This is a genomic window from Mesorhizobium sp. BHbdii (assembly GCF_053848045.1).
The window spans coordinates 211,696-229,023 of record NZ_JBSPKX010000004.1; the positions used below are offsets into that span (position 1 = coordinate 211,696).

Annotated in this window: 16 protein-coding genes; 12 read left to right on the top strand and 4 right to left on the bottom strand. The window is 61.9% G+C overall.

Annotation, left to right across the window (positions count from 1 at the left end):
- Window positions 1-24 precede the first annotated feature (24 nt).
- From ACWTU8_RS21650 to ACWTU8_RS21670, 5 genes are all read left to right on the top strand, one after another.
- A complete protein-coding gene (locus ACWTU8_RS21650; protein WP_455849770.1) occupies window positions 25-1,197 on the top strand; it encodes an acyl-CoA dehydrogenase family protein in 1,173 nt (390 codons plus the stop codon).
- Window positions 1,198-1,228: 31 nt separating this feature from the next.
- Entirely contained in the window at window positions 1,229-2,437 is a 1,209-nt protein-coding gene (locus tag ACWTU8_RS21655) for an acetyl-CoA C-acetyltransferase (RefSeq protein WP_455849771.1), read from the top strand.
- 14 nt (window positions 2,438-2,451) lie between these two features.
- Window positions 2,452-4,671: a 3-hydroxyacyl-CoA dehydrogenase NAD-binding domain-containing protein gene (locus tag ACWTU8_RS21660; RefSeq protein ID WP_455849772.1), complete on the top strand. Its 2,220-nt coding sequence runs from the start codon at window positions 2,452-2,454 to the stop codon at window positions 4,669-4,671.
- 81 nt (window positions 4,672-4,752) lie between these two features.
- Entirely contained in the window at window positions 4,753-5,403 is a 651-nt protein-coding gene (locus ACWTU8_RS21665) for a S24 family peptidase (RefSeq protein WP_455849773.1), read from the top strand.
- Window positions 5,404-5,412: 9 nt separating this feature from the next.
- The gene (locus ACWTU8_RS21670; RefSeq protein WP_455849774.1) at window positions 5,413-6,270 is read left to right on the top strand and encodes a thermonuclease family protein; all 858 of its coding nucleotides are present in this window, start codon (window positions 5,413-5,415) and stop codon (window positions 6,268-6,270) included.
- Here the strand turns inward: ACWTU8_RS21670 and ACWTU8_RS21675 are convergent.
- Window positions 6,233-7,882 carry a lysine--tRNA ligase gene (locus ACWTU8_RS21675; RefSeq protein ID WP_455838404.1) on the bottom strand — a complete coding sequence of 550 codons (1,650 nt, stop codon included), beginning with the start codon at window positions 7,880-7,882 and terminating at the stop codon, window positions 6,233-6,235. The genes ACWTU8_RS21670 and ACWTU8_RS21675 overlap by 38 nt on opposite strands.
- A gap of 166 nt (window positions 7,883-8,048) precedes the next feature.
- On the opposite strand from ACWTU8_RS21675, the gene ACWTU8_RS21680 reads away from it, so the two are divergent.
- Window positions 8,049-8,459, top strand: coding sequence for a tellurite resistance TerB family protein (locus ACWTU8_RS21680; protein WP_455849775.1), 411 nt, complete (start codon window positions 8,049-8,051; stop codon window positions 8,457-8,459).
- Between the two features lie 56 nt (window positions 8,460-8,515).
- Here the strand turns inward: ACWTU8_RS21680 and ACWTU8_RS21685 are convergent, their stop codons facing one another.
- Window positions 8,516-9,334, bottom strand: coding sequence for a transporter substrate-binding domain-containing protein (locus ACWTU8_RS21685; RefSeq protein ID WP_455850021.1), 819 nt, complete (start codon window positions 9,332-9,334; stop codon window positions 8,516-8,518).
- A gap of 289 nt (window positions 9,335-9,623) precedes the next feature.
- On the opposite strand from ACWTU8_RS21685, the gene ACWTU8_RS21690 reads away from it, so the two are divergent.
- The 3 genes from ACWTU8_RS21690 (at window position 9,624) to ACWTU8_RS21700 (ending at window position 11,853) form a co-directional block, all read left to right on the top strand.
- Window positions 9,624-10,355 carry a helix-turn-helix transcriptional regulator gene (locus tag ACWTU8_RS21690; RefSeq protein ID WP_455838405.1) on the top strand — a complete coding sequence of 244 codons (732 nt, stop codon included), beginning with the start codon at window positions 9,624-9,626 and terminating at the stop codon, window positions 10,353-10,355.
- Between the two features lie 97 nt (window positions 10,356-10,452).
- Entirely contained in the window at window positions 10,453-11,091 is a 639-nt protein-coding gene (locus tag ACWTU8_RS21695; RefSeq protein WP_029356847.1) for an acyl-homoserine-lactone synthase, read from the top strand.
- Between the two features lie 15 nt (window positions 11,092-11,106).
- Window positions 11,107-11,853: an enoyl-CoA hydratase-related protein gene (locus ACWTU8_RS21700; protein WP_455849776.1), complete on the top strand. Its 747-nt coding sequence runs from the start codon at window positions 11,107-11,109 to the stop codon at window positions 11,851-11,853.
- A 71-nt stretch (window positions 11,854-11,924) separates the two neighbouring features.
- On the opposite strand, the gene ppk2 is transcribed toward ACWTU8_RS21700, so the two are convergent.
- A complete protein-coding gene (gene ppk2, locus ACWTU8_RS21705) occupies window positions 11,925-12,833 on the bottom strand; it encodes a polyphosphate kinase 2 (RefSeq protein WP_455849777.1) in 909 nt (302 codons plus the stop codon).
- Between the two features lie 222 nt (window positions 12,834-13,055).
- Between ppk2 and ACWTU8_RS21710 the strand changes: the two genes are divergently transcribed.
- The 3 genes from ACWTU8_RS21710 to ACWTU8_RS21720 all read left to right on the top strand — a co-directional run bounded on the left by ACWTU8_RS21710 (window position 13,056) and on the right by ACWTU8_RS21720 (window position 16,354).
- The gene (locus ACWTU8_RS21710; protein ID WP_455849778.1) at window positions 13,056-14,327 is read left to right on the top strand and encodes an ATP-binding protein; all 1,272 of its coding nucleotides are present in this window, start codon (window positions 13,056-13,058) and stop codon (window positions 14,325-14,327) included.
- Window positions 14,328-14,529: 202 nt separating this feature from the next.
- Window positions 14,530-15,255, top strand: a complete 726-nt coding sequence (gene phoU, locus ACWTU8_RS21715) for a phosphate signaling complex protein PhoU (RefSeq protein ID WP_455849779.1) — start codon at window positions 14,530-14,532, stop codon at window positions 15,253-15,255.
- A 91-nt stretch (window positions 15,256-15,346) separates the two neighbouring features.
- Window positions 15,347-16,354 (top strand): magnesium and cobalt transport protein CorA, encoded by a 1,008-nt coding sequence (locus ACWTU8_RS21720; protein WP_455849780.1) that lies wholly within the window; start codon window positions 15,347-15,349, stop codon window positions 16,352-16,354.
- 115 nt (window positions 16,355-16,469) lie between these two features.
- On the opposite strand, the gene ACWTU8_RS21725 is transcribed toward ACWTU8_RS21720, so the two are convergent.
- A complete protein-coding gene (locus tag ACWTU8_RS21725) occupies window positions 16,470-16,988 on the bottom strand; it encodes a GcrA family cell cycle regulator (RefSeq protein WP_455849781.1) in 519 nt (172 codons plus the stop codon).
- Window positions 16,989-17,328 lie beyond the last annotated feature (340 nt).

The following is a 17,328-nucleotide window of genomic DNA, read 5'->3' on the forward strand; positions in this document are numbered from 1 at the left end:
ACCTGTCGATACGCGGAGGAAATCGTGGCGACAAATCCTGCCGAAGTGCTTGCTTTGCCCAAACCCACCTGGGCGGCAGACGAGGTCGGCATGCTCTACGACATGGCGCACCGCTTCATGTCGGAAGAGATCGCGCCGCGCTATGACGAGTTCGAGAAGAACGAGATGGTCGACCGCGAGTGCTGGCTGAAGGCGGGCGCGGCCGGTCTGCTCTGTGCCTCGATGCCGGAGGAATATGGCGGTTCGGGCGGGACATTCGCGCATGAGAGCGCCATCATCGAGGCGATCGGCCACGTCGGCGTCGACGGTTTCGGCATCGGCCTGCACAATTCGATTGTCGCCCCTTATCTCCTCCATTATGGCTCGGAAGAGCAGAAGAAGAGATGGCTGCCGAAACTGGCGACCGGCGAGCTGATCGGCGCCATCGCCATGACCGAGCCCGGCGCCGGCTCCGACCTGCAGGGGGTCAAGACGCGAGCCGAGAAGGATGGCAACCAGTACAAGGTCAACGGCTCGAAGACCTTCATCACCAACGGCCAGCTCGCCAATTTCATCATAGTCGTCACCAAGACCGATCCGGAGAAGGGCGCCAAGGGCACTTCGCTGATCGTCGTCGAGACCGACGAGGTGGAAGGGTTCGAGCGTGGCCGCAACCTCGACAAGATCGGGCTCAAGGCCAACGACACGTCGGAACTGTTCTTCAACGATATGCGCGTGCCGACCTCCAATCTGCTCGGCCACGAGGAAGGCCAGGGCTTCGTCCAGCTGATGCAGCAATTGCCGCAGGAGCGGCTGCAGATCGGCACTGGCGCCATCGCCATGATCGAGCGGGCGCTGGCGTTGACCATCGACTACGTCAAGGAGCGCAAAGCCTTCGGCAAGGCGATTATCGAATTCCAGAATACCCAGTTCAAGCTTGCCGAACTGAAGACCGAAGCTACCATCGGCCGGGTCTTCTACAACGACTGCGTCACACGCCATATCAATGGTGGCCTCGACCCGGCGACGGCCTCGATGGCCAAATACTGGCTGTCCGACCTCCAGGGAAAAGTCGTCGACGAGTGCCTTCAATTGCATGGCGGCTATGGCTACATGAATGAGTATCCGATCGCCCGCATGTTCCGCGACGCTCGCGTCCAGCGTATCTACGGCGGCACCAACGAGATCATGAAATTGCTGATTGGACGCTCTCTCTGAGCGACTTTTCGGCAAACCAAGGAGCAGGAAAATGGCCGAAGCTTATGTCTATGACGCAGTGCGAACGCCGCGCGGCAGGGGCAAGAAGGATGGCTCGCTGCACGAGGTGCCGGCGGTGCGGCTCGGCGCCAAGGTGCTTGAGGCGATCCGCGACCGCAATGGGCTGAATACCGGCATCGTCGACGACATCATCTTCGGTTGCGTTGACCCGGTCGGCGAGGCGGGTTCTGTCATTCCGCGTGCCGCCGCCTTCGAGGCGGGTTACGACACGAAAGCGCCCGGCATGCAGATCTCGCGTTTCTGCGCCTCTGGCCTGGACGCCATCAATTTCGGGGCGGCCAAAATCGCGCAAGGCGCCGACGAGATCGTCATCGCCGGCGGCGTCGAATCGATGTCGCGCGTCGGTATGGGCGCATCCGGCGGCGCCTGGTTCATGGATCCTTCGGTCGGCCTGCCGGGCTGGTTTGTGCCGCAAGGCATCTCGGCCGATCTGATCGCCACGAAATACGGCTTTTCGCGCGACGACGTCGACGCCTATGCGGTCGAGAGCCAGAAGCGCGCCGCCAAAGCCTGGGGCGAAGGCCGCTTCAAGAATTCGGTGATCTCGATCAAGGATCAGAACGGCCTGACCATCCTCGACCACGACGAGCACATGCGGCCTTCGACCGATATGCAGTCGCTGGCCGCACTCAACCCGTCCTTCGTCATGCCCGGCGAAATGGGCGGCTTCGATGCCGTCGCGGTGCAGAAGCATCCCGAGGTGGAGGAGGTCAATCACGTCCACCACGCCGGCAATTCGTCCGGCATCGTCGATGGCGCGGCGGCCGTTCTGCTCGGCTCCAAGAAGGCTGGAAAGTCGCTCGGCCTGAAGCCGCGCGCGCGCATCCGTGCATTCGCCAATATCGGCTCGGAACCGGTGCTGATGCTGACCGGTCCGGTTGACGTGACCGAGAAGCTGCTGAAGCGCGCCAGGATGAAGCTGTCGGACATCGACCTGTTCGAGCTCAACGAGGCGTTCGCCTCGGTGGTGCTGCGCTACATGCAGGCTTTCGACATTTCGCACGATAGGATCAACGTCAATGGCGGCGCCATCGCCATGGGCCATCCGCTCGGCGCGACAGGTGCGATGATCTTCGGAACGGTGCTGGACGAACTGGAGCGCCGCGACCTGAACACCGCGCTGGTGACGCTCTGCATCGGCGCCGGCATGGGCACCGCAACGATCATCGAACGCGTCTGACCGGGAGAAAGACGATGAGCTACACCAATTTCACCCTCGACATCGACGCTGACGGCATCGCGCTGGTCACCTGGGATATGCCTGGCCGCTCGATGAACGTCTTCACCGAAGAAGCGATGCTGGAACTGAACGCCATCGTCGACAAGGTGGCGAGCGACGCGGCGACAAAGGGGGCGGTGATCACCTCCGGCAAGGATAGTTTCTCTGGCGGCGCCGACATCACCATGCTGCAGAAGATGTTGGCGACCTTCGCCGCCAACAAAGCCAAGGACCTGGACAAGGCGACCAAGGCGCTGTTCGAAAATGCCGGCTATATGACCGGCCTGTTCCGCAAACTGGAAACCTCAGGCAAGCCGTGGGTGTCGGCGATCAACGGAACCTGCATGGGCGGCGCATTCGAGCTGTCGCTCGCTTGCCATGGCCGTGTCGCGGCCGATTCCGACAAGGTCAAGATGGCGCTCCCCGAAGTGAAGATCGGCATCTTCCCGGGCGCCGGCGGCACCCAGCGCGTGCCGCGGCTGACCGACCAGCAGCAGGCGCTGCAGATGCTGACCTCCGGCCAGACGCTGTCGCCGCAGAAGGCCAAGTCGATGGGCCTGATCCACGAGATCGCCGAGCCGAAAAAGCTGGTCGAAACCGCCAAAGCAATGATCAAAAATGGCTTGAAGCCGGTGGCGCCGTGGGACGAGAAGGGCTTCAAGTTGCCCGGCGGCCCGGTCTATTCGGTGGCCGGCGCCAATCTGTGGCCTCCGGCAATCGCCATCCTGCGTCGCGAGACCTATGGCAACTACCCTGCCGCCGCCGCCATCCTGAAATGCGTCTATGAAGGCCTGCTGGTGCCGTTCGACACCGCCTTGCGCATCGAGCAGCGCTATTTCACCGAGATCATGCAGACCAGGGAAGCGGCGGCGATGATCCGCTCGCTGTTCGTGTCGCTGCAGGAACTGAACAAGGGCGCGCGTCGTCCGAGCGGCGTGCCGGAAACCAAGTTCAAGAAGATCGGCGTGCTCGGCGCCGGTTTCATGGGTGCCGGCATCGCCTATGTCACGGCCAAGGCCGGCATTCCGGTGGTGCTGCTCGACCGCGACATGGAAGCTGCCGCCAAGGGCAAGGCGCATTCGGACAGCCTGATCTCGGATCAGGTCAGGAAGGGCCGCGCCAAGCCAGAGGACAAGGACAGGCTGCTGTCGCTGATCACGCCGACGGCAGACTATGCCGACCTCGCAGGCTGCGACCTGGTGGTCGAGGCGGTGTTCGAGGATTCGGGCGTCAAGAAGGACGCCACCGAAAAGGCGGAGGCCATGCTGAAGCCGTCGGCGGTCTTCGCGTCGAACACGTCCACCATCCCGATCACGTCGCTGGCGAAGATTTCGGCGCGGCCGAAGAATTTTATCGGCATCCATTTCTTCTCGCCGGTCGACAAGATGATGCTGGTCGAGATCATTTTGGGCAAGAAGACGGGCGACAAGGCGCTGGCCGCCGCGATCGACTTCGTCCGCGCCATCAAGAAGACGCCGATCGTCGTCAACGACACGCGCGGCTTCTACGTCAACCGCTGCGTGCTGCGCTACATGTCGGAAGCCTACAAGATGCTGATCGAGGGTGTTCCGGCGCCGATGATCGAGAACGCGGCGAAGGCCGCCGGCATGCCGGTCGGTCCTTTGGCGCTCACGGACGAAACGGCGATCGACCTCGCGCAGAAGATCATGAAGCAGACCATGCGCGATCTCGGCGAAAACGCGGTCGACCCGAAGCAGATGGCGCTGATCAACACGCTGGTCGACACGCATGGTCGCTTTGGCCGCAAGAACGGCAAGGGTTTTTACGACTATCCGCAAAAGCCTGCCAAGAAGAAGTTGTGGCCGGGCCTGAAGGATCTCTATCCGCAGTTGGCGCCTGGAAAGGTCGACTATGAGGAACTGAAGCAGCGGCTCCTGGTCACCATCGCGCTAGAGGCGGCGCGGGTGATGGAGGAGGGCATCGTCACCGATCCGCGCGAAGCCGATGTCGGCTCGATCCTCGCCTTCGGCTTCGCGCCCTTTACCGGCGGCGTGCTGTCCTACATCGACGGCATCGGCGCAAAGAAATTCGTCAAGATCGCCAAGGGCCTGCAAAAGAAGTACGGCGCCGAGTTCAAGGCGCCCAAGCTCCTGCTCGACATGGCGGAGAAGGGCGACACTTTCTACGAACGCTTCGATCCCTATGCCAGGAGCGAAGCCAAGAAGGCGGCGTGACGCCGCCTTCGGTGGTGGACAAAATCACGGCCACCGGTTAGAACGGAGAAGGTATTTTTTCCTGTTCTGAAGGAGAGCAAAGTGCTCTCGCATGACCGCGTATGGGCCGCCATCGATGCTCTCGCCGAGCGCTATTCGCTCTCGGCCTCCGGGCTGGCGAAACGCGCGGGCCTCGATTCGACTGCCTTCAACAAGTCGAAGCGGCTGTCCTCGGACGGGCGGCCGCGCTGGCCGTCGACCGAATCACTGGCCAAGATCATCGAGGCGACGGGCGCCTCGCTCGACGAATTCACGGGGCTGGTCGAAGGCCGGGGCAAGCCCGCTCCCGGATCTCTGCCCGCACAGAGGTCTTCGGTGCCGCTGCTCGGCTTCGCCCAGGCCGGCGCCGGCGGCTTCTTCGATGATGCCGGTTTTCCGGCGGGGCAAGGCTGGGACCTGATCGAGCTTCCGGCACAGGCGACCGAAACCTCCTATGCGCTGCAGGTTCAGGGCGATTCCATGCTGCCGCTGTACCGCAATGGCGACGTGCTGATCGTCGAGCCGGGCGCTGCCACCCGCAAGGGCGACCGGGTCGTCGTCAAGACCAATGCCGGCGAGGTCATGGCGAAGGTGCTGGACCGCCAGTCGTCGAAGTCGATCATGCTGGTCTCGCTCAATCCCGATCACCCGGACCGCGAAATCCCTATGCGCGATGTCGAATGGGTGGCGCGGATTGTCTGGGCAAGCCAGTAGGGGCCGCCAGTGCGTCCGCTACATAAAGCCGCTGCCTTGTTGACGATCTTGGTTATGGGGGCCGCGATCGTCGCCGGCGGCCGCGCCGTGCTTCAAGGCGAAAACGGCCGTGTCGCGGCTCGAGCGCAGGCCGGCATGGCGGCGCAATCCGACGCGCCTGCCACATCAGCGATCCCGCGACCCAAGGCGGCAAGGCCGGAGGCGCATTCCAGGGCCATCGATCCCGAGGTCGTCGCGCCGCCGCAGCTTCAGCCCGAAGAGCTTGAACGGGTCGAGCCGCGCGCCCCGCTGAGTGACCTGGCGCTGGCCGGACCCCCTAAACCGCCCAAATTGAAAATGCCCGACGACTGGAACGGCACAAAACTGTTCCAGCCGGTTGCGCCGGCCGCCGGTGTGATCGAGGCCAAGGGCTACTCGGTCGCGATTTCGGGTATCGACATCGTCTTGCAGGACGAGACTTGCGCCGACGGCGGCAAGTCCTGGACGTGCGGCAGCCGGGCGCGAACGGCGTTCCGTGCTTTCCTGCGCGGCCGGGCGGTGGTTTGCGCGGTGCCGCCCGAAGGCGGCCGCGACCTGATCGCCGCCGAATGCCGCGTTGGCAACCAGGATGTCGGTCAGTGGTTGATCGAAAACGGCTGGGCGCGCGCAGCCGAGGGTGGCCCTTACGTCGAGGCCGGCGAGAAGGCGCGTACGGCGAGGAAGGGCATTTTCGGGCCGCCGCCCAGTCTCGCCGGCCTGCCTCCGGCACCAGCCCCTGTCGCGGCAGCGCAGCCGACGCAGCTGATTCTCGATCCGTCGGCGACGGCTACGCCGCCAACCGAGACGACGGCTACGCCGCCAACTGACCAGCCAGCGCCTTCTGAATGAGCGCGCGGGTTTCTGCGATGCCGTAGAGCGCGGCGAAGGAACCGAAGCGTGGGCCGCGCTCCTGTCCTATCAGCACCTGGTAGATCATCTGGAAAAAGGCGACCGACACGCCCGGCCCGCCCTCCGGGCTCTGCTTCGAATGGTCCTGATAGCGTTCGATCTTGCGCGCGACGTTGAGGGCGGCATTCTGGATCACCTCGCCATCGGCATCTGGCGGCAACGTGGCGAGCGCCTCGGAGAGTTTCGTCAGCGCCTCGCGCTCGACCGCGTCGGCGGCCCGGTACACCTTGGCCGGCTTCACGAAATCGTCGAAATAGCGGATCGCATATTCGGCCAGCCGGTCGAGCTCGGGATGGGTCTTCGGCGTCACGCCCGATGTGTGGCGCGAAATGAACCCCCACAGCACGTCCTTGTTCTGGGCGTTCGAGGCGCTGACCAGATTGAGCAGCAGCGCGAACGACACCGGCAGGTCGACGACAGGCGGGTTACCGTCATGCATGTGCCAGACGGGGTTTCCCAGCCGCTCCTTCCACTCCTGCCGGCGATAGGCGGACAAAAAGGCGTAATACTCGTCCACCGCCTTCGGAATGACGTCGAAATAGAGCTTCTTTGCCTGCCGCGGCCGCTGGTACATGTAGAGTTCGAGGCTTTCGGTCGGCGCGTAGGTCAGCCACTCGTCTATGGTCAGTCCGTTGCCCTTCGACTTCGAAATCTTCTGGCCGTTCTCGTCCAGGAACAGCTCATAGACGAAATGCTCCGGCGCCCGCCCGCCCAGGATATTGCAGATACGGTCGTAGATCACCGCATTCGTCTGGTGGTCTTTGCCGAACATTTCGAAATCGACGCCGAGCGCCGCCCAGCGCATGCCGAAATCCGGCTTCCATTGCAGCTTCACCCTGCCGCCGGTTATGGGCAGCGTGGTTTCGGTGCCGTCATCATCGAAGGTGATAGTGCCGGCCTTGGCGTCGACACGCTTCATGGGGACGTAAAGCACGCGGCCACTTTTGGGGGAAATCGGCAAGAACGGACTGTAGGTCGCCTGACGCTCCTCTCCGAGCGTCGGCAGCATCACGTCCATAATCTTATCGAAACGTTCGGCAGCGCGCAGCAGAACGTCGTCGAAACGGCCAGCCTTGTAGTATTCCGTCGCGCTGGCGAACTCGTAGTCGAAGCCAAACGTGTCCAGGAAACGGCAAAGCATTGCGTTGTTGTGGTCTGCGAAGCTCGCATAGTCGCCGCCGAAAGGGTTGGGGACGGACGAGAGCGGCTTGTGCAGGTGCGGCTCGAGTGCGGCGCGATCGGGGACGTTGTCCGGAATCTTCCGCATGCCGTCCATGTCGTCGGAAAAGCACAATATTTTGGTCTTGACCGCGTCCCGGGTGAGGACGCGGAAGGCATGGCGCACCATCGAGGTGCGTGCGACCTCGCCGAAAGTACCGATGTGCGGCAGCCCCGACGGACCGTAGCCGGTCTCAAACAGAACGGTCTCGGGAAAATCAGTGTCTTTGTAGCGCTCGACGATCTTCCTGGCTTCTTCGAACGGCCACGCCTTGCTTTCAGCCGCTGCCGCAAGCACCTCGGGATTGAGATCGACGATGTTTGATCCCGCCATGTCACTGTTTCCAAATCGTTCGCCGGCATCGCCGCAAATGGGGGCCGGAAGAGGTTTTCAACCGGTCTCTAGGCGTGCCTGCCGTGGGCGTCAACGATCGCGGCTCTTTTTCCTTGCGGCGTCGGTGCCGCGTTCCTAACTTCGGAGCCCGTTTGAGGAGTTCTAAATGTCGTTGCCGCCGCATGAAGCCCTGATCTATCTGATGGTCATCACCTCCGCGTCCGATCGCGACATGACCAATGTCGAACTGGCGCGGATCGGCGACGTCGTCCGCTCATGGCCGGTGTTCGAGGATTTCGACCACGACCGGCTGGTCGGCGTCGCCCAGGACTGCCAAAAGATGCTGCACGAAAAGGACGGGCTGGAAGGCGTTTTGACGCGGGTCGCTGAAGCACTGCCCGAACGCCTGCTTGATACCGCCTATGCCGCAGCCTTCGAGGTTGCGGCCGTCGACCTCGAAATGCGTTTGGAGGAGGTGAGGGTGCTGCAGCTTATCCGTCGCCAACTCGATCTCGACACGCTCACCGTCGCCGCCATCGCCCGTGCCGCCAAGGCCCGCCTGCGCACGTTGACTTGATCCAGGCCCTGAAGACTCAGAAAAACTGACCGGACCGGACTAGAAAACTGACCGGATCAGAAAAAACTGACCGGGAAATAGCGCAGATAAAATTCGGCGAAGGTGCCCTTCACCGAAATCTCCTGCAGTGCGTAGTCGAACGCTGCGGCCAGCGCCGGATCGTTGGCCCTGGTGGCGATGGCCATGCCCGAGCCCAGATATTCTGGCGCCAGATACGGGCCGCCGGCAAAGCGGCAGCAGGCTGCGGCATCCGACCCGCCCAGCCAGAAGGCGAAGCGCATGCCGTCACCGAAGGCGGCGTCGATCTTGCCGGCCTTGAGATCATCATAGAGCTCTTCCGGCCGGTCGAAGGGGACGACCTGAACGGTGCCGAAATAGTCGCGCAGCATCCGCTCATGCGCGGAGCCGGCGACCACGCCGACGCGCTTGCCGCGCAGTCTGTCGAAGATCGGTTCCGTGAACGCCTTTGTCTTCGGCATGATGAAGCGCGCCGGAAACTGCAGGTAGGAACGCGAGAAGGCGTATTTCGACCGCGTCTCCGGCGTGGCGGCGATGCCGGCAATGATCGCTTCGCCTTCGCCCTTCTGCAGCGCCCCTTCGAGCTCGGCCCAAGGCAGCGCCTGGATCTGGCATTTTTCCGCGATGCCGAGTTCGGCGCAGATGGCGCGTGCCAGATCGACGTGGAAGCCGGACAAGCGACCCGCTCTGTCGAGGAAGTTGAACGGCGGGAAATCGGTGGTGGTCAGAAATCTAAGACGCGGCAGCGCGGAAAGGTCAGGCTTCGGCAGCCGCTCCTTGGCATCCCACAGCACCGGCACTTGCGGCTCCGCGGCACGCGCTGCCGTGAGCCACTGTGCCCCGGTGATTGCCATCATCAAGACGATGGTTGTCCACCGAATTGCCACGATCGAGCTCCGCCCTGTCCTGTCCAATGTGGCTTTTGGTACGAAAATGCTACAGGCACAACGGTTTTTGATTTCATCACGCCGATTTAGGGTTATGCTTCAGCGACCTTGCAAACATGTGCGGCGTCGGCTGGAGGGTAGCCGCAAGGCGCTGCAAACAGAGAGGAGCAGGTTTGTAATCCGGGGTCGATGGCAAAGTGCAAGTCAAGCGCTGGACCGTTGATCTCAACGCAGAAGGCAACATGGGGTAGATGTTGCAATGGGCCACTTCGATCGCACACTGGAATTCATAGATCAGCTGCAGCACGCCAATACGGCGGCCGCGGTCTGCGAAAAGCTGCTTGGCATAACCTCGGAATTCGGTCTGACGGCACTTATGGCCGGGACGGTTCCGCAACCGGGAACGCCACGAGGCCAGCAAAAGGACCATGTGCTGCTTTGCGAGTGGCCGGGGGAATGGCTGGAGCGCTACGTCGCGCGCAACTATGTCGACCATGACCCCGTCGTCAGCCACATGAAGCAGCTGCAGGCGCCGTTCCAGTGGCGGGAAGCGTCTCAGGGCATTCGCATCGACAAGAGCAGCGGCGAAGTGATGGGCGACGCCGGCGAATTCAAGCTGCGCGACGGATTGGCCTTCCCGCTGATCACGCTCGATGGCCAGATCGTCATGGTGTCGCTCGGCGGCGAAGCCGTCGAATTGTCTGGCGCCGATTTTGGGCTGGTGTCGCTGGTGGCGACCTATGCGATTGGCCGCGCCATGCAGATCCACACGATGGCGGCCAAGACCATCGACCACATCGAACTGACGCCGCGTGAGCGCGAATGCATGCAATGGGCCGCCGTCGGCAAGTCCGAATGGGAGATTTCACAGATTCTCGGCATTTCGGAACACACGTCAGAGAAACACCTTCTTAACGCCAAAAGCAAACTCGGTGCCGTCAACCGGGTGCAAGCAGTCGCGGAAGCGATAAGGCGCGGCTATATTAGCTAGCTCGGCCGTGCCGGCCTAGAAATTCTTGCCTACGTGATCGCGTAATTTTCTCGGGACAGCCCGGCCGTATCTTCCTATTGAACCTAGGAGACGGCAGATGCTTTTTTCCCTTACCACACAGGAACTTATGGAACGTCCCGACCTTTGGGAGGCCGTTCATCGTTTGCGCTACAAGATTTTCGTCGAGGAGATGGGGTGGACCGATCTGCAGCGCCCCGATGGCCTTGAGATCGATCAGTTCGACCATGACGAGGCGGTGCATCAGCTCGTCATCCGCAATGGCGAGCTCGCCGGTTATCAGCGGATGTTGCCGACAACGCGGGCGCATCTCCTGACCGAGGTGCTGGCGGACCTCTATGAAGGGACGCCGCCGTCCGGGCCGAACGTCTGGGAACTGACCCGCTATGCGGTGGCGCCGGGCTTTCGTGACGGCAAGCGCGGCGTGTCGACGGTCGGCACCGAGCTCATTGCCGGCTTCGTCGAGTGGGGGCTGAGGCGCAACGTCAACCAGGTGATCATCGAGTTCGAGCCGATGTGGGTCCTGCGGGCGCTGCAATTGCACTTCCTGGCGAAGCCGCTTGGCTACCAGCGCACCTATGGCAACCAGCAGGTCGTCGCGACGCTGCTCACCTTCAACGAGCATACGCTTGAGGTGGTGCGCTCGCGTCGCAGTCATTTCGCACCAGTGCTGGCCAGGGGTTATCCCGACAGGCTCGGAATGAGGCAGGCCTCGTGAGAATTGGAGACAGCCATGAACATCCACCCGCAAACAGAGTTCCGCAATCATACGCTAATTGTCACGGTGTCGTCAGATGACGGCCGGCCGGTGCTGGACGGGCGAGCCTATGAAAGCCTGGCCAAGATCTTCCACGAAGCCACAATCGACGATGATGTGCGCGTCGTGGTGCTGCGCGGCCTCGCCGGCTGCTTCTGCCTCGGCGGCGACTTTTCCGAATTCCTCGACGCCACCAAGCATCAACGATTGATCGCCGCCGTCACCGACATGTTCCGCACCTTGGCGACGTTCCCCAAACCAGTCCTTGCCTGTGTCGATGGCGACGCCGTCGGCGTCGGCTGCACCATCCTGTTCCATTGCGACATGGTGATCGCATCTGATGAAAGCACGTTCCGGGTGCCGTTCGTCGATTTCGGCCTCGTGCCGGACGCGGCGACCAGCATCCTGGCGCCGCAGAAACTCGGTTATGCCGGCGCTTTCCGCTTCTTCTGCCTGGGCGACACGCTTAGTGCCGAGGACGCCAGGATGCTTGGCCTGGTCACGGAGATCGTGGTGGGCGATGTCGAGGAAGCCGCACTAGGCAGAGCCAGGCAACTCGCCAAGAAGCCATTCGCCGCACTGCTGCAGACGCGCGACCTGCTCAAGGGCGACACAGGCGCGCTCTGCGATCGCATTGACCAGGAGATTTCGCTGTTTCAGCAGGCTTTGCAGGACGATACCACGCTGAAGCGGCTGCAGCGGATTGCCCGGCTGGCGGCATAAGAAGTCATTTGGCAGAATGACAGGAATATTCGGAATCGTGCCGCGCGTCCTTGGGGGCGCGCGGCAGTGCTTCAGGCCCGCTTTCCCAGGAACGAAGGCCCTTCCCCGATGATCTTCTTGTCTTCCTTGCCGATGGCGTCAAGATCGCGGCCGTCATAGGGAAGCGACAACAGGATGCGCCGGATGATGGCAAGTCGCGCGCGCCGCTTGTCATTGGCCCGCACGATGATCCAGGGCGCGAATTCCTCGTGCGTGCGTTCGAACATGAGGTCGCGCGCCTTGGTGTAGTCGTCCCATTTGGTGATGCCGGCAATGTCGATCGGCGAGAATTTCCAGCTCTTCAAAGGACTCCAGCGGCGATCGTGAAACCGCTCAAGCTGTGTTTCCCGACCGATGTTCAACCAGAATTTGAAGAAATGGATGCCCTCGTTGCAGATCATCCGTTCAAAATACGGCGTCTCGTCCAGGAATTTCTCATGCTGCTCCGGCGTGCAGAAGCCCATGACCGGCTCGACGCCGGCGCGATTGTACCAGGAGCGGTCGAAAGTGACGAACTCGCCGGATGTCGGAAAGTGCGCGACATAGCGCTGAAAATACCATTGCCCGAGTTCGGTTGGGCTAGGCTTGGTGAGCGCTACGTTGCGCGCTGTCCTGGGATTCATGTACTGCCGCAGCGCGAAGATCGTACCGCCCTTGCCGGCGGCATCGCGTCCTTCGAACAGCGACATCACCCGCTTGCCCCTCGATTGCAGCCATGCCTGCGCCTTGACCAGCTCGATCTGCAGCCGCTCGAGCGCCTCGTCATACTCGTCGCTGTTCATTTTCTTGTCGTAGGGATAGCCGCCGGCGGTCAGCTTGTTGTCCTCGACCCAGGCCGGAAGCTTGGGATCGTCGATGTCGAATTCGCGCTCCTTGCCGTCGATGCGGATCTTCAGCGGCCCTGGAACGGGCGCGCCGGCATCTTCCTTGGGGTTTTTCATCGAGACGAACCTTTCCAGTTTCCGGACTCATGCTATTGGAGCCTTACTGCATCGGCCCGAAAATCGGAATCGATTTCGGAAAGAACGATGCAGCAGATTGAGAGTGGTAGAGCGTCCTTTGTGCGTCCAATTGTAACGCACGGCGCTTTGGCGCCGGTCCAGTGGGGAGTTCCACCTGACCGGTCGGGGTGAGGGAGGCACAATGCGCGCGAATGGCTGACAATGGCTGACATCGGCGGCGCAGAACAGCGAAGCACGGCGCAAGCCGTCGTCATCCGGTTGTGGAACAGCCGCTGGCTGCTGGCGGCCGGCATCGTCGCGGTCCTGACCGTCTATGGTTTCGCAGACATGTCCGGCTATGTCGTGCTGCTGGCATGTGCCGTACTGCTGCTTGCCGCCGCGATGCTGCCGGCCAGCGTTGCGCCCCAGTCAGCGGAGGATGCCGCGGCGATCGAGGCGGGCGGGCTACAACAGCTGTCGGGAGAATATCTGGCGGCCGCCGTTGCCGATCCGCTGATCATCTTCGATCGCACCGCCACGATCGTCCATGCCAACGCCGCCGCCTTCGCCGCCTTCGGCGGCATAGCACCGGGCATGTCGCTGTCGCTGAAATTCCGGGCGCCCGAGATGCAGGCCTTGCTGGACAGTATTTTATCGGGCGCCGCCGCTTCGGATGTCGTTGACTATACCGAAAAGCTGCCGGTCGAACGGGCCTATCGGGTGAGTGCGTCTTCGGTCGGTCACGGCACCGACCTCTATGTGCTGGTCTTCAAGGACCAGAGCGAGGCGCGCCGGATCGACCGGATGCGCGCCGACTTCATCGCAAATGCCAGCCACGAACTGCGCACCCCACTCGCCTCGATCTCCGGCTTCATCGAGACGCTGCGCGGCCCGGCCCGCAACGACCCGGCGGCGCGCGAGCAGTTCCTGCAGATCATGCAGAACCAGACCGGCCGCATGGCGCGCCTGATCGACGACCTGCTGTCGCTGTCGCGGCTGGAGATGAAACCTTATCTGAAGCCGGGAACCGAGGTCGATCTCCGCCAGACCCTCGACAGCGTCATCGATTCGCTGGGGCCGCTTGCCAGGGAAAACGGCGTTGCCATAGAGCGGGATTTCGCAGAAGGGCCGCTTGATGTGCCCGGGGATCGCGATGAACTTTTCCAGGTTTTCGAAAATCTGCTGGAAAACGCCTGCAAATACGGACAGTCGGGTGGACGTGTCGTGGTGACGATTGCTCACCGCGATGACGGTCCCGAACCGGGCATCGACGTCACCATCCGGGACTTCGGCCCCGGCATTCCCGAGGAGCATATCCCGCGCATTACCGAACGCTTCTACCGCGTCGATGTCGAAAACAGCCGGACCCAGAAAGGCACCGGTCTTGGCCTGTCCATCGTCAAGCATATCTTGACACGCCACAATGCCAGGCTCTCGATCAAGTCGGAGGTCGGCAAGGGCGCAGCTTTCACGGTGCATTTGCCGGCGCACTGACGCCTCACTATCTAAGAAGGCGTGGCCCGAAAACCGGAAGATTTCAGGATAGTCGGATGCGTGGATAAGGGATTTAGAGCGTACTCTGTATCCAAGTGAACGCACGTCGCTCTAACGGTTTCTTTTTTCTGTCATCCGGCTAGCATATCAGCGGGGATTCGAGGAAACGACTGGGACCAGAAGACCCCGGGAAGGCATCTCTATGCAGTCCGTGCACATCGTCAGCGCCTATGACGAGGAGCTGAAATATTTGTCGAAGCGCATCGCCGCGATGGGCGGGCATGCCGAACGCATGGTCGAACAGGCGATCGCGGCCCTGGTCAACGCCGACCCCGGCCTTGCCCAGAAAGTCATCCGTGACGATTCCGTTCTGGACGAAGGGCAGCGCGAGATCGACGACAAGGCGATCATCATCATCGCCAAGCGCCAGCCGATGGCGACGGATTTGCGCGAGATCGTCGGCGCGATCCGCATCTCGGCGGACCTCGAACGGGTCGGCGACCTCGGCAAGAATGTCGCCAAGCGCGTGGTTGCCGTCATAGAAGGGCGCCAGCCGACCAGCCTGTTCCGCGGCATTGAGGCCTTGGCCGACCTGGCGTTGACGCAGCTCAAGGAAGTGCTCGACATCTACGCGTCGCGCTCGGTGGAAAAAATCGGCTTCGTGCGTGATCGCGATGATCAGATCGATGCCGTGTACACCTCGCTGTTTCGCGAGTTGCTGACGTACATGATGGAAGATCCGCGCAACATTACGCCTTGCACGCACCTGCTGTTTTGCGCCAAGAATATCGAGCGGATCGGCGATCATGCCACCAATATCGCCGAGACGATCTACTACATCGTAACCGGCGACCAGATGCCGGCCGAGCGGCCGAAGGGCGACAAGACAGATAAGATTGTTGTCCCGGGAGCGCTACCCGCGAAGTGAACGGCTGCCTCTCGAACCCATTGCTGATTTGGGCTAAGCTTTACCGAACGTTCCTGATCCTGACCCGAGGCCATGCCTCCAGGAGGTAGCGATGGAAACCGTTCGGAACCTGACGCCGGCCCCGCCGACATCGGCCATCATCGCTTCCAGCGTCTATACCGCCGGCCGGCGTGTCGCCGACATTCCGATCGAGGAAGCTGGCGAATGGGCCAAGAAGCCAGGTCATGTCGTCTGGATCGGCCTGCTGGAGCCGGACCGCAACCTGTTGCTTCGCGTCCAGGCGCAATTCCATCTGCACGATCTGGCGATTGAGGACGCCGAGCATCCGCATCAGCGGCCGAAGATCGAGCAATATGGCGATGCGTTGTTCATCGTAGCCCGCACGGCTCAACTGATCGACAGGCGCGTCACCTTCGGTGAGACGCATCTGTTCGTCGGCGCCGGCTATATCGTCAGCGTCAGGCACGGTCCGTCGACTTCTTATGCCGCCGTTCGCCAGCATTGGGAAAGCTGCCCGCTTTCGCTGGCCAAGGGCGAGGATTTTGTCCTCTATGCCATTCTCGATTTCATCGTCGACAACTACATGCCGGTGCTCGAGCAGATCGAGGACGAGGTCGAGGCGATCGAGGACAAGGTCCTGCTAAGGCCTATGACTGGACCTGATATCGAGCGGCTCTATATGCTGCGCCGCGATCTGTTGCGCTTGCGCAATGCGGCGCTGCCGCTGGTGGAGGTCTGCCGCCGGCTGACCAGCGCCGACCTGCCGCAGATCCACGCAGCCATGCACCCGTTGTTTCGCGACGTGACCGATCATATCCGCACCGTGCAGGAAAAGATCGACAGTTTGCGGGAGGTTCTCGCCTTTGCCTTCGAGGCCAGCCTCCTGGTGGGCCAGAGCCAGGAAACGGCGAACACCAAGAAGCTAGCCTCGTGGGCTGCCATCTTGGCGGTGCCGACGGCGCTCGCCGGCATCTACGGCATGAATTTCGACGACATGCCGGAACTGAAGATGGAATATGGCTACCCGCTCGTGCTGGCTGCGATCGCTGCGATCTGCTCTTTCCTGTACTGGCGTTTTCGCAGGAATGGGTGGCTGTGAAATAGAAGGCAATAGGGGAGTAGGGCAGTAAGGGAGTATGTAGTGCGTTGCCAAGGGTCGCACTCACAAAGCCTAATCTTTACCTACTCCCATACTGCCCTACTCCCCTATTGCCTTATCTACTCCGCCGCCGCTCTGATGCGGGCTGGAACGCAATGCGGGCGTGGTACTTGCAATAGGGCCCGGTTTCGGCCGCGTCGTTGCCGCAGAAATGGAACTCTTCCGAAAGCGGATCGCCATTCGGCCATTTGCATGTCCGCTCGGTTAACTCGACGAGTTGCAGATGCCGCGAGATCGGCACGACGACGTTCTCGACCGGACGGACGTAATGACGCGCCACCGGTGCGGTGTCGAATTGCGCCTGCAGCGCGGTCGCGCCGATCGACGTGGTGATATGCCGCGCAGTGCTCGCCGCCCGCGACACCGATTTCTGGACGCTCGATCCTTGCACGCTCTTTTTCTGGCGTGCCGGCGTGGCGATCGAGCGTCCGCGGCCCGACAATTTCAGCCGATGCACCTTGCCGATGACGGCATTGCGGCTGACGCCCCCGAGCTGTGCGGCGATCTGGCTGGCGCTCAGTCCCTCCGACCACAATTTTCTAAGAAGTTCGACCCGCTCGTCAGTCCAATTCATGAGACCGCGCTCCTGCTGAAATGTGCGGCGATCGGAATCCTTCCACGATCCGGCTTCCGCCGGGCAGGCACCACATATATCGGGTGATTAGGTCCGCCGCACGAAATCTAGTTATTTCTCGACTACAATTACCTTATGCGCTGACTCGGTGACAAGAGTCCGAGGGCCAACACGAATCGGTTTTTTCGGTTTTCCCCAACTTGCCCGGTCGCTGATGAGCCGGCGTCTCGCTGGAGAGCTTGCCGCGCGTCCTTGCGCGACGTTTTCGTTGACTTCATGGCCGAAAAACACGATAAGCCGCAAAGGCCGCCGCTTTGGCGGCTTTTTGATTTTCCGGTTC

What these genes read in the sequence shown, in the direction of transcription:
- ACWTU8_RS21655 (WP_455849771.1), top strand. Translation starts at nt 1,229, where the DNA reads ATGGCCGAAGCTTATGTCTATGACGCAGTGCGAACGCCGCGCGGCAGG.
- ACWTU8_RS21660 (WP_455849772.1), top strand. Translation starts at nt 2,452, where the DNA reads ATGAGCTACACCAATTTCACCCTCGACATCGACGCTGACGGCATCGCG.
- ACWTU8_RS21675 (WP_455838404.1), bottom strand. Translation starts at nt 7,882, where the DNA reads ATGGCGGGATCAAACATCGTCGATCTCAATCCCGAGGTGCTTGCGGCA.
- ACWTU8_RS21680 (WP_455849775.1), top strand. Translation starts at nt 8,049, where the DNA reads ATGTCGTTGCCGCCGCATGAAGCCCTGATCTATCTGATGGTCATCACC.
- ACWTU8_RS21685 (WP_455850021.1), bottom strand. Translation starts at nt 9,334, where the DNA reads ATGATGGCAATCACCGGGGCACAGTGGCTCACGGCAGCGCGTGCCGCG.
- ACWTU8_RS21690 (WP_455838405.1), top strand. Translation starts at nt 9,624, where the DNA reads ATGGGCCACTTCGATCGCACACTGGAATTCATAGATCAGCTGCAGCAC.
- ACWTU8_RS21695 (WP_029356847.1), top strand. Translation starts at nt 10,453, where the DNA reads ATGCTTTTTTCCCTTACCACACAGGAACTTATGGAACGTCCCGACCTT.
- ACWTU8_RS21700 (WP_455849776.1), top strand. Translation starts at nt 11,107, where the DNA reads ATGAACATCCACCCGCAAACAGAGTTCCGCAATCATACGCTAATTGTC.
- ppk2 (WP_455849777.1), bottom strand. Translation starts at nt 12,833, where the DNA reads ATGAAAAACCCCAAGGAAGATGCCGGCGCGCCCGTTCCAGGGCCGCTG.
- ACWTU8_RS21710 (WP_455849778.1), top strand. Translation starts at nt 13,056, where the DNA reads ATGGCTGACATCGGCGGCGCAGAACAGCGAAGCACGGCGCAAGCCGTC.
- phoU (WP_455849779.1), top strand. Translation starts at nt 14,530, where the DNA reads ATGCAGTCCGTGCACATCGTCAGCGCCTATGACGAGGAGCTGAAATAT.
- ACWTU8_RS21720 (WP_455849780.1), top strand. Translation starts at nt 15,347, where the DNA reads ATGGAAACCGTTCGGAACCTGACGCCGGCCCCGCCGACATCGGCCATC.
- ACWTU8_RS21725 (WP_455849781.1), bottom strand. Translation starts at nt 16,988, where the DNA reads ATGAATTGGACTGACGAGCGGGTCGAACTTCTTAGAAAATTGTGGTCG.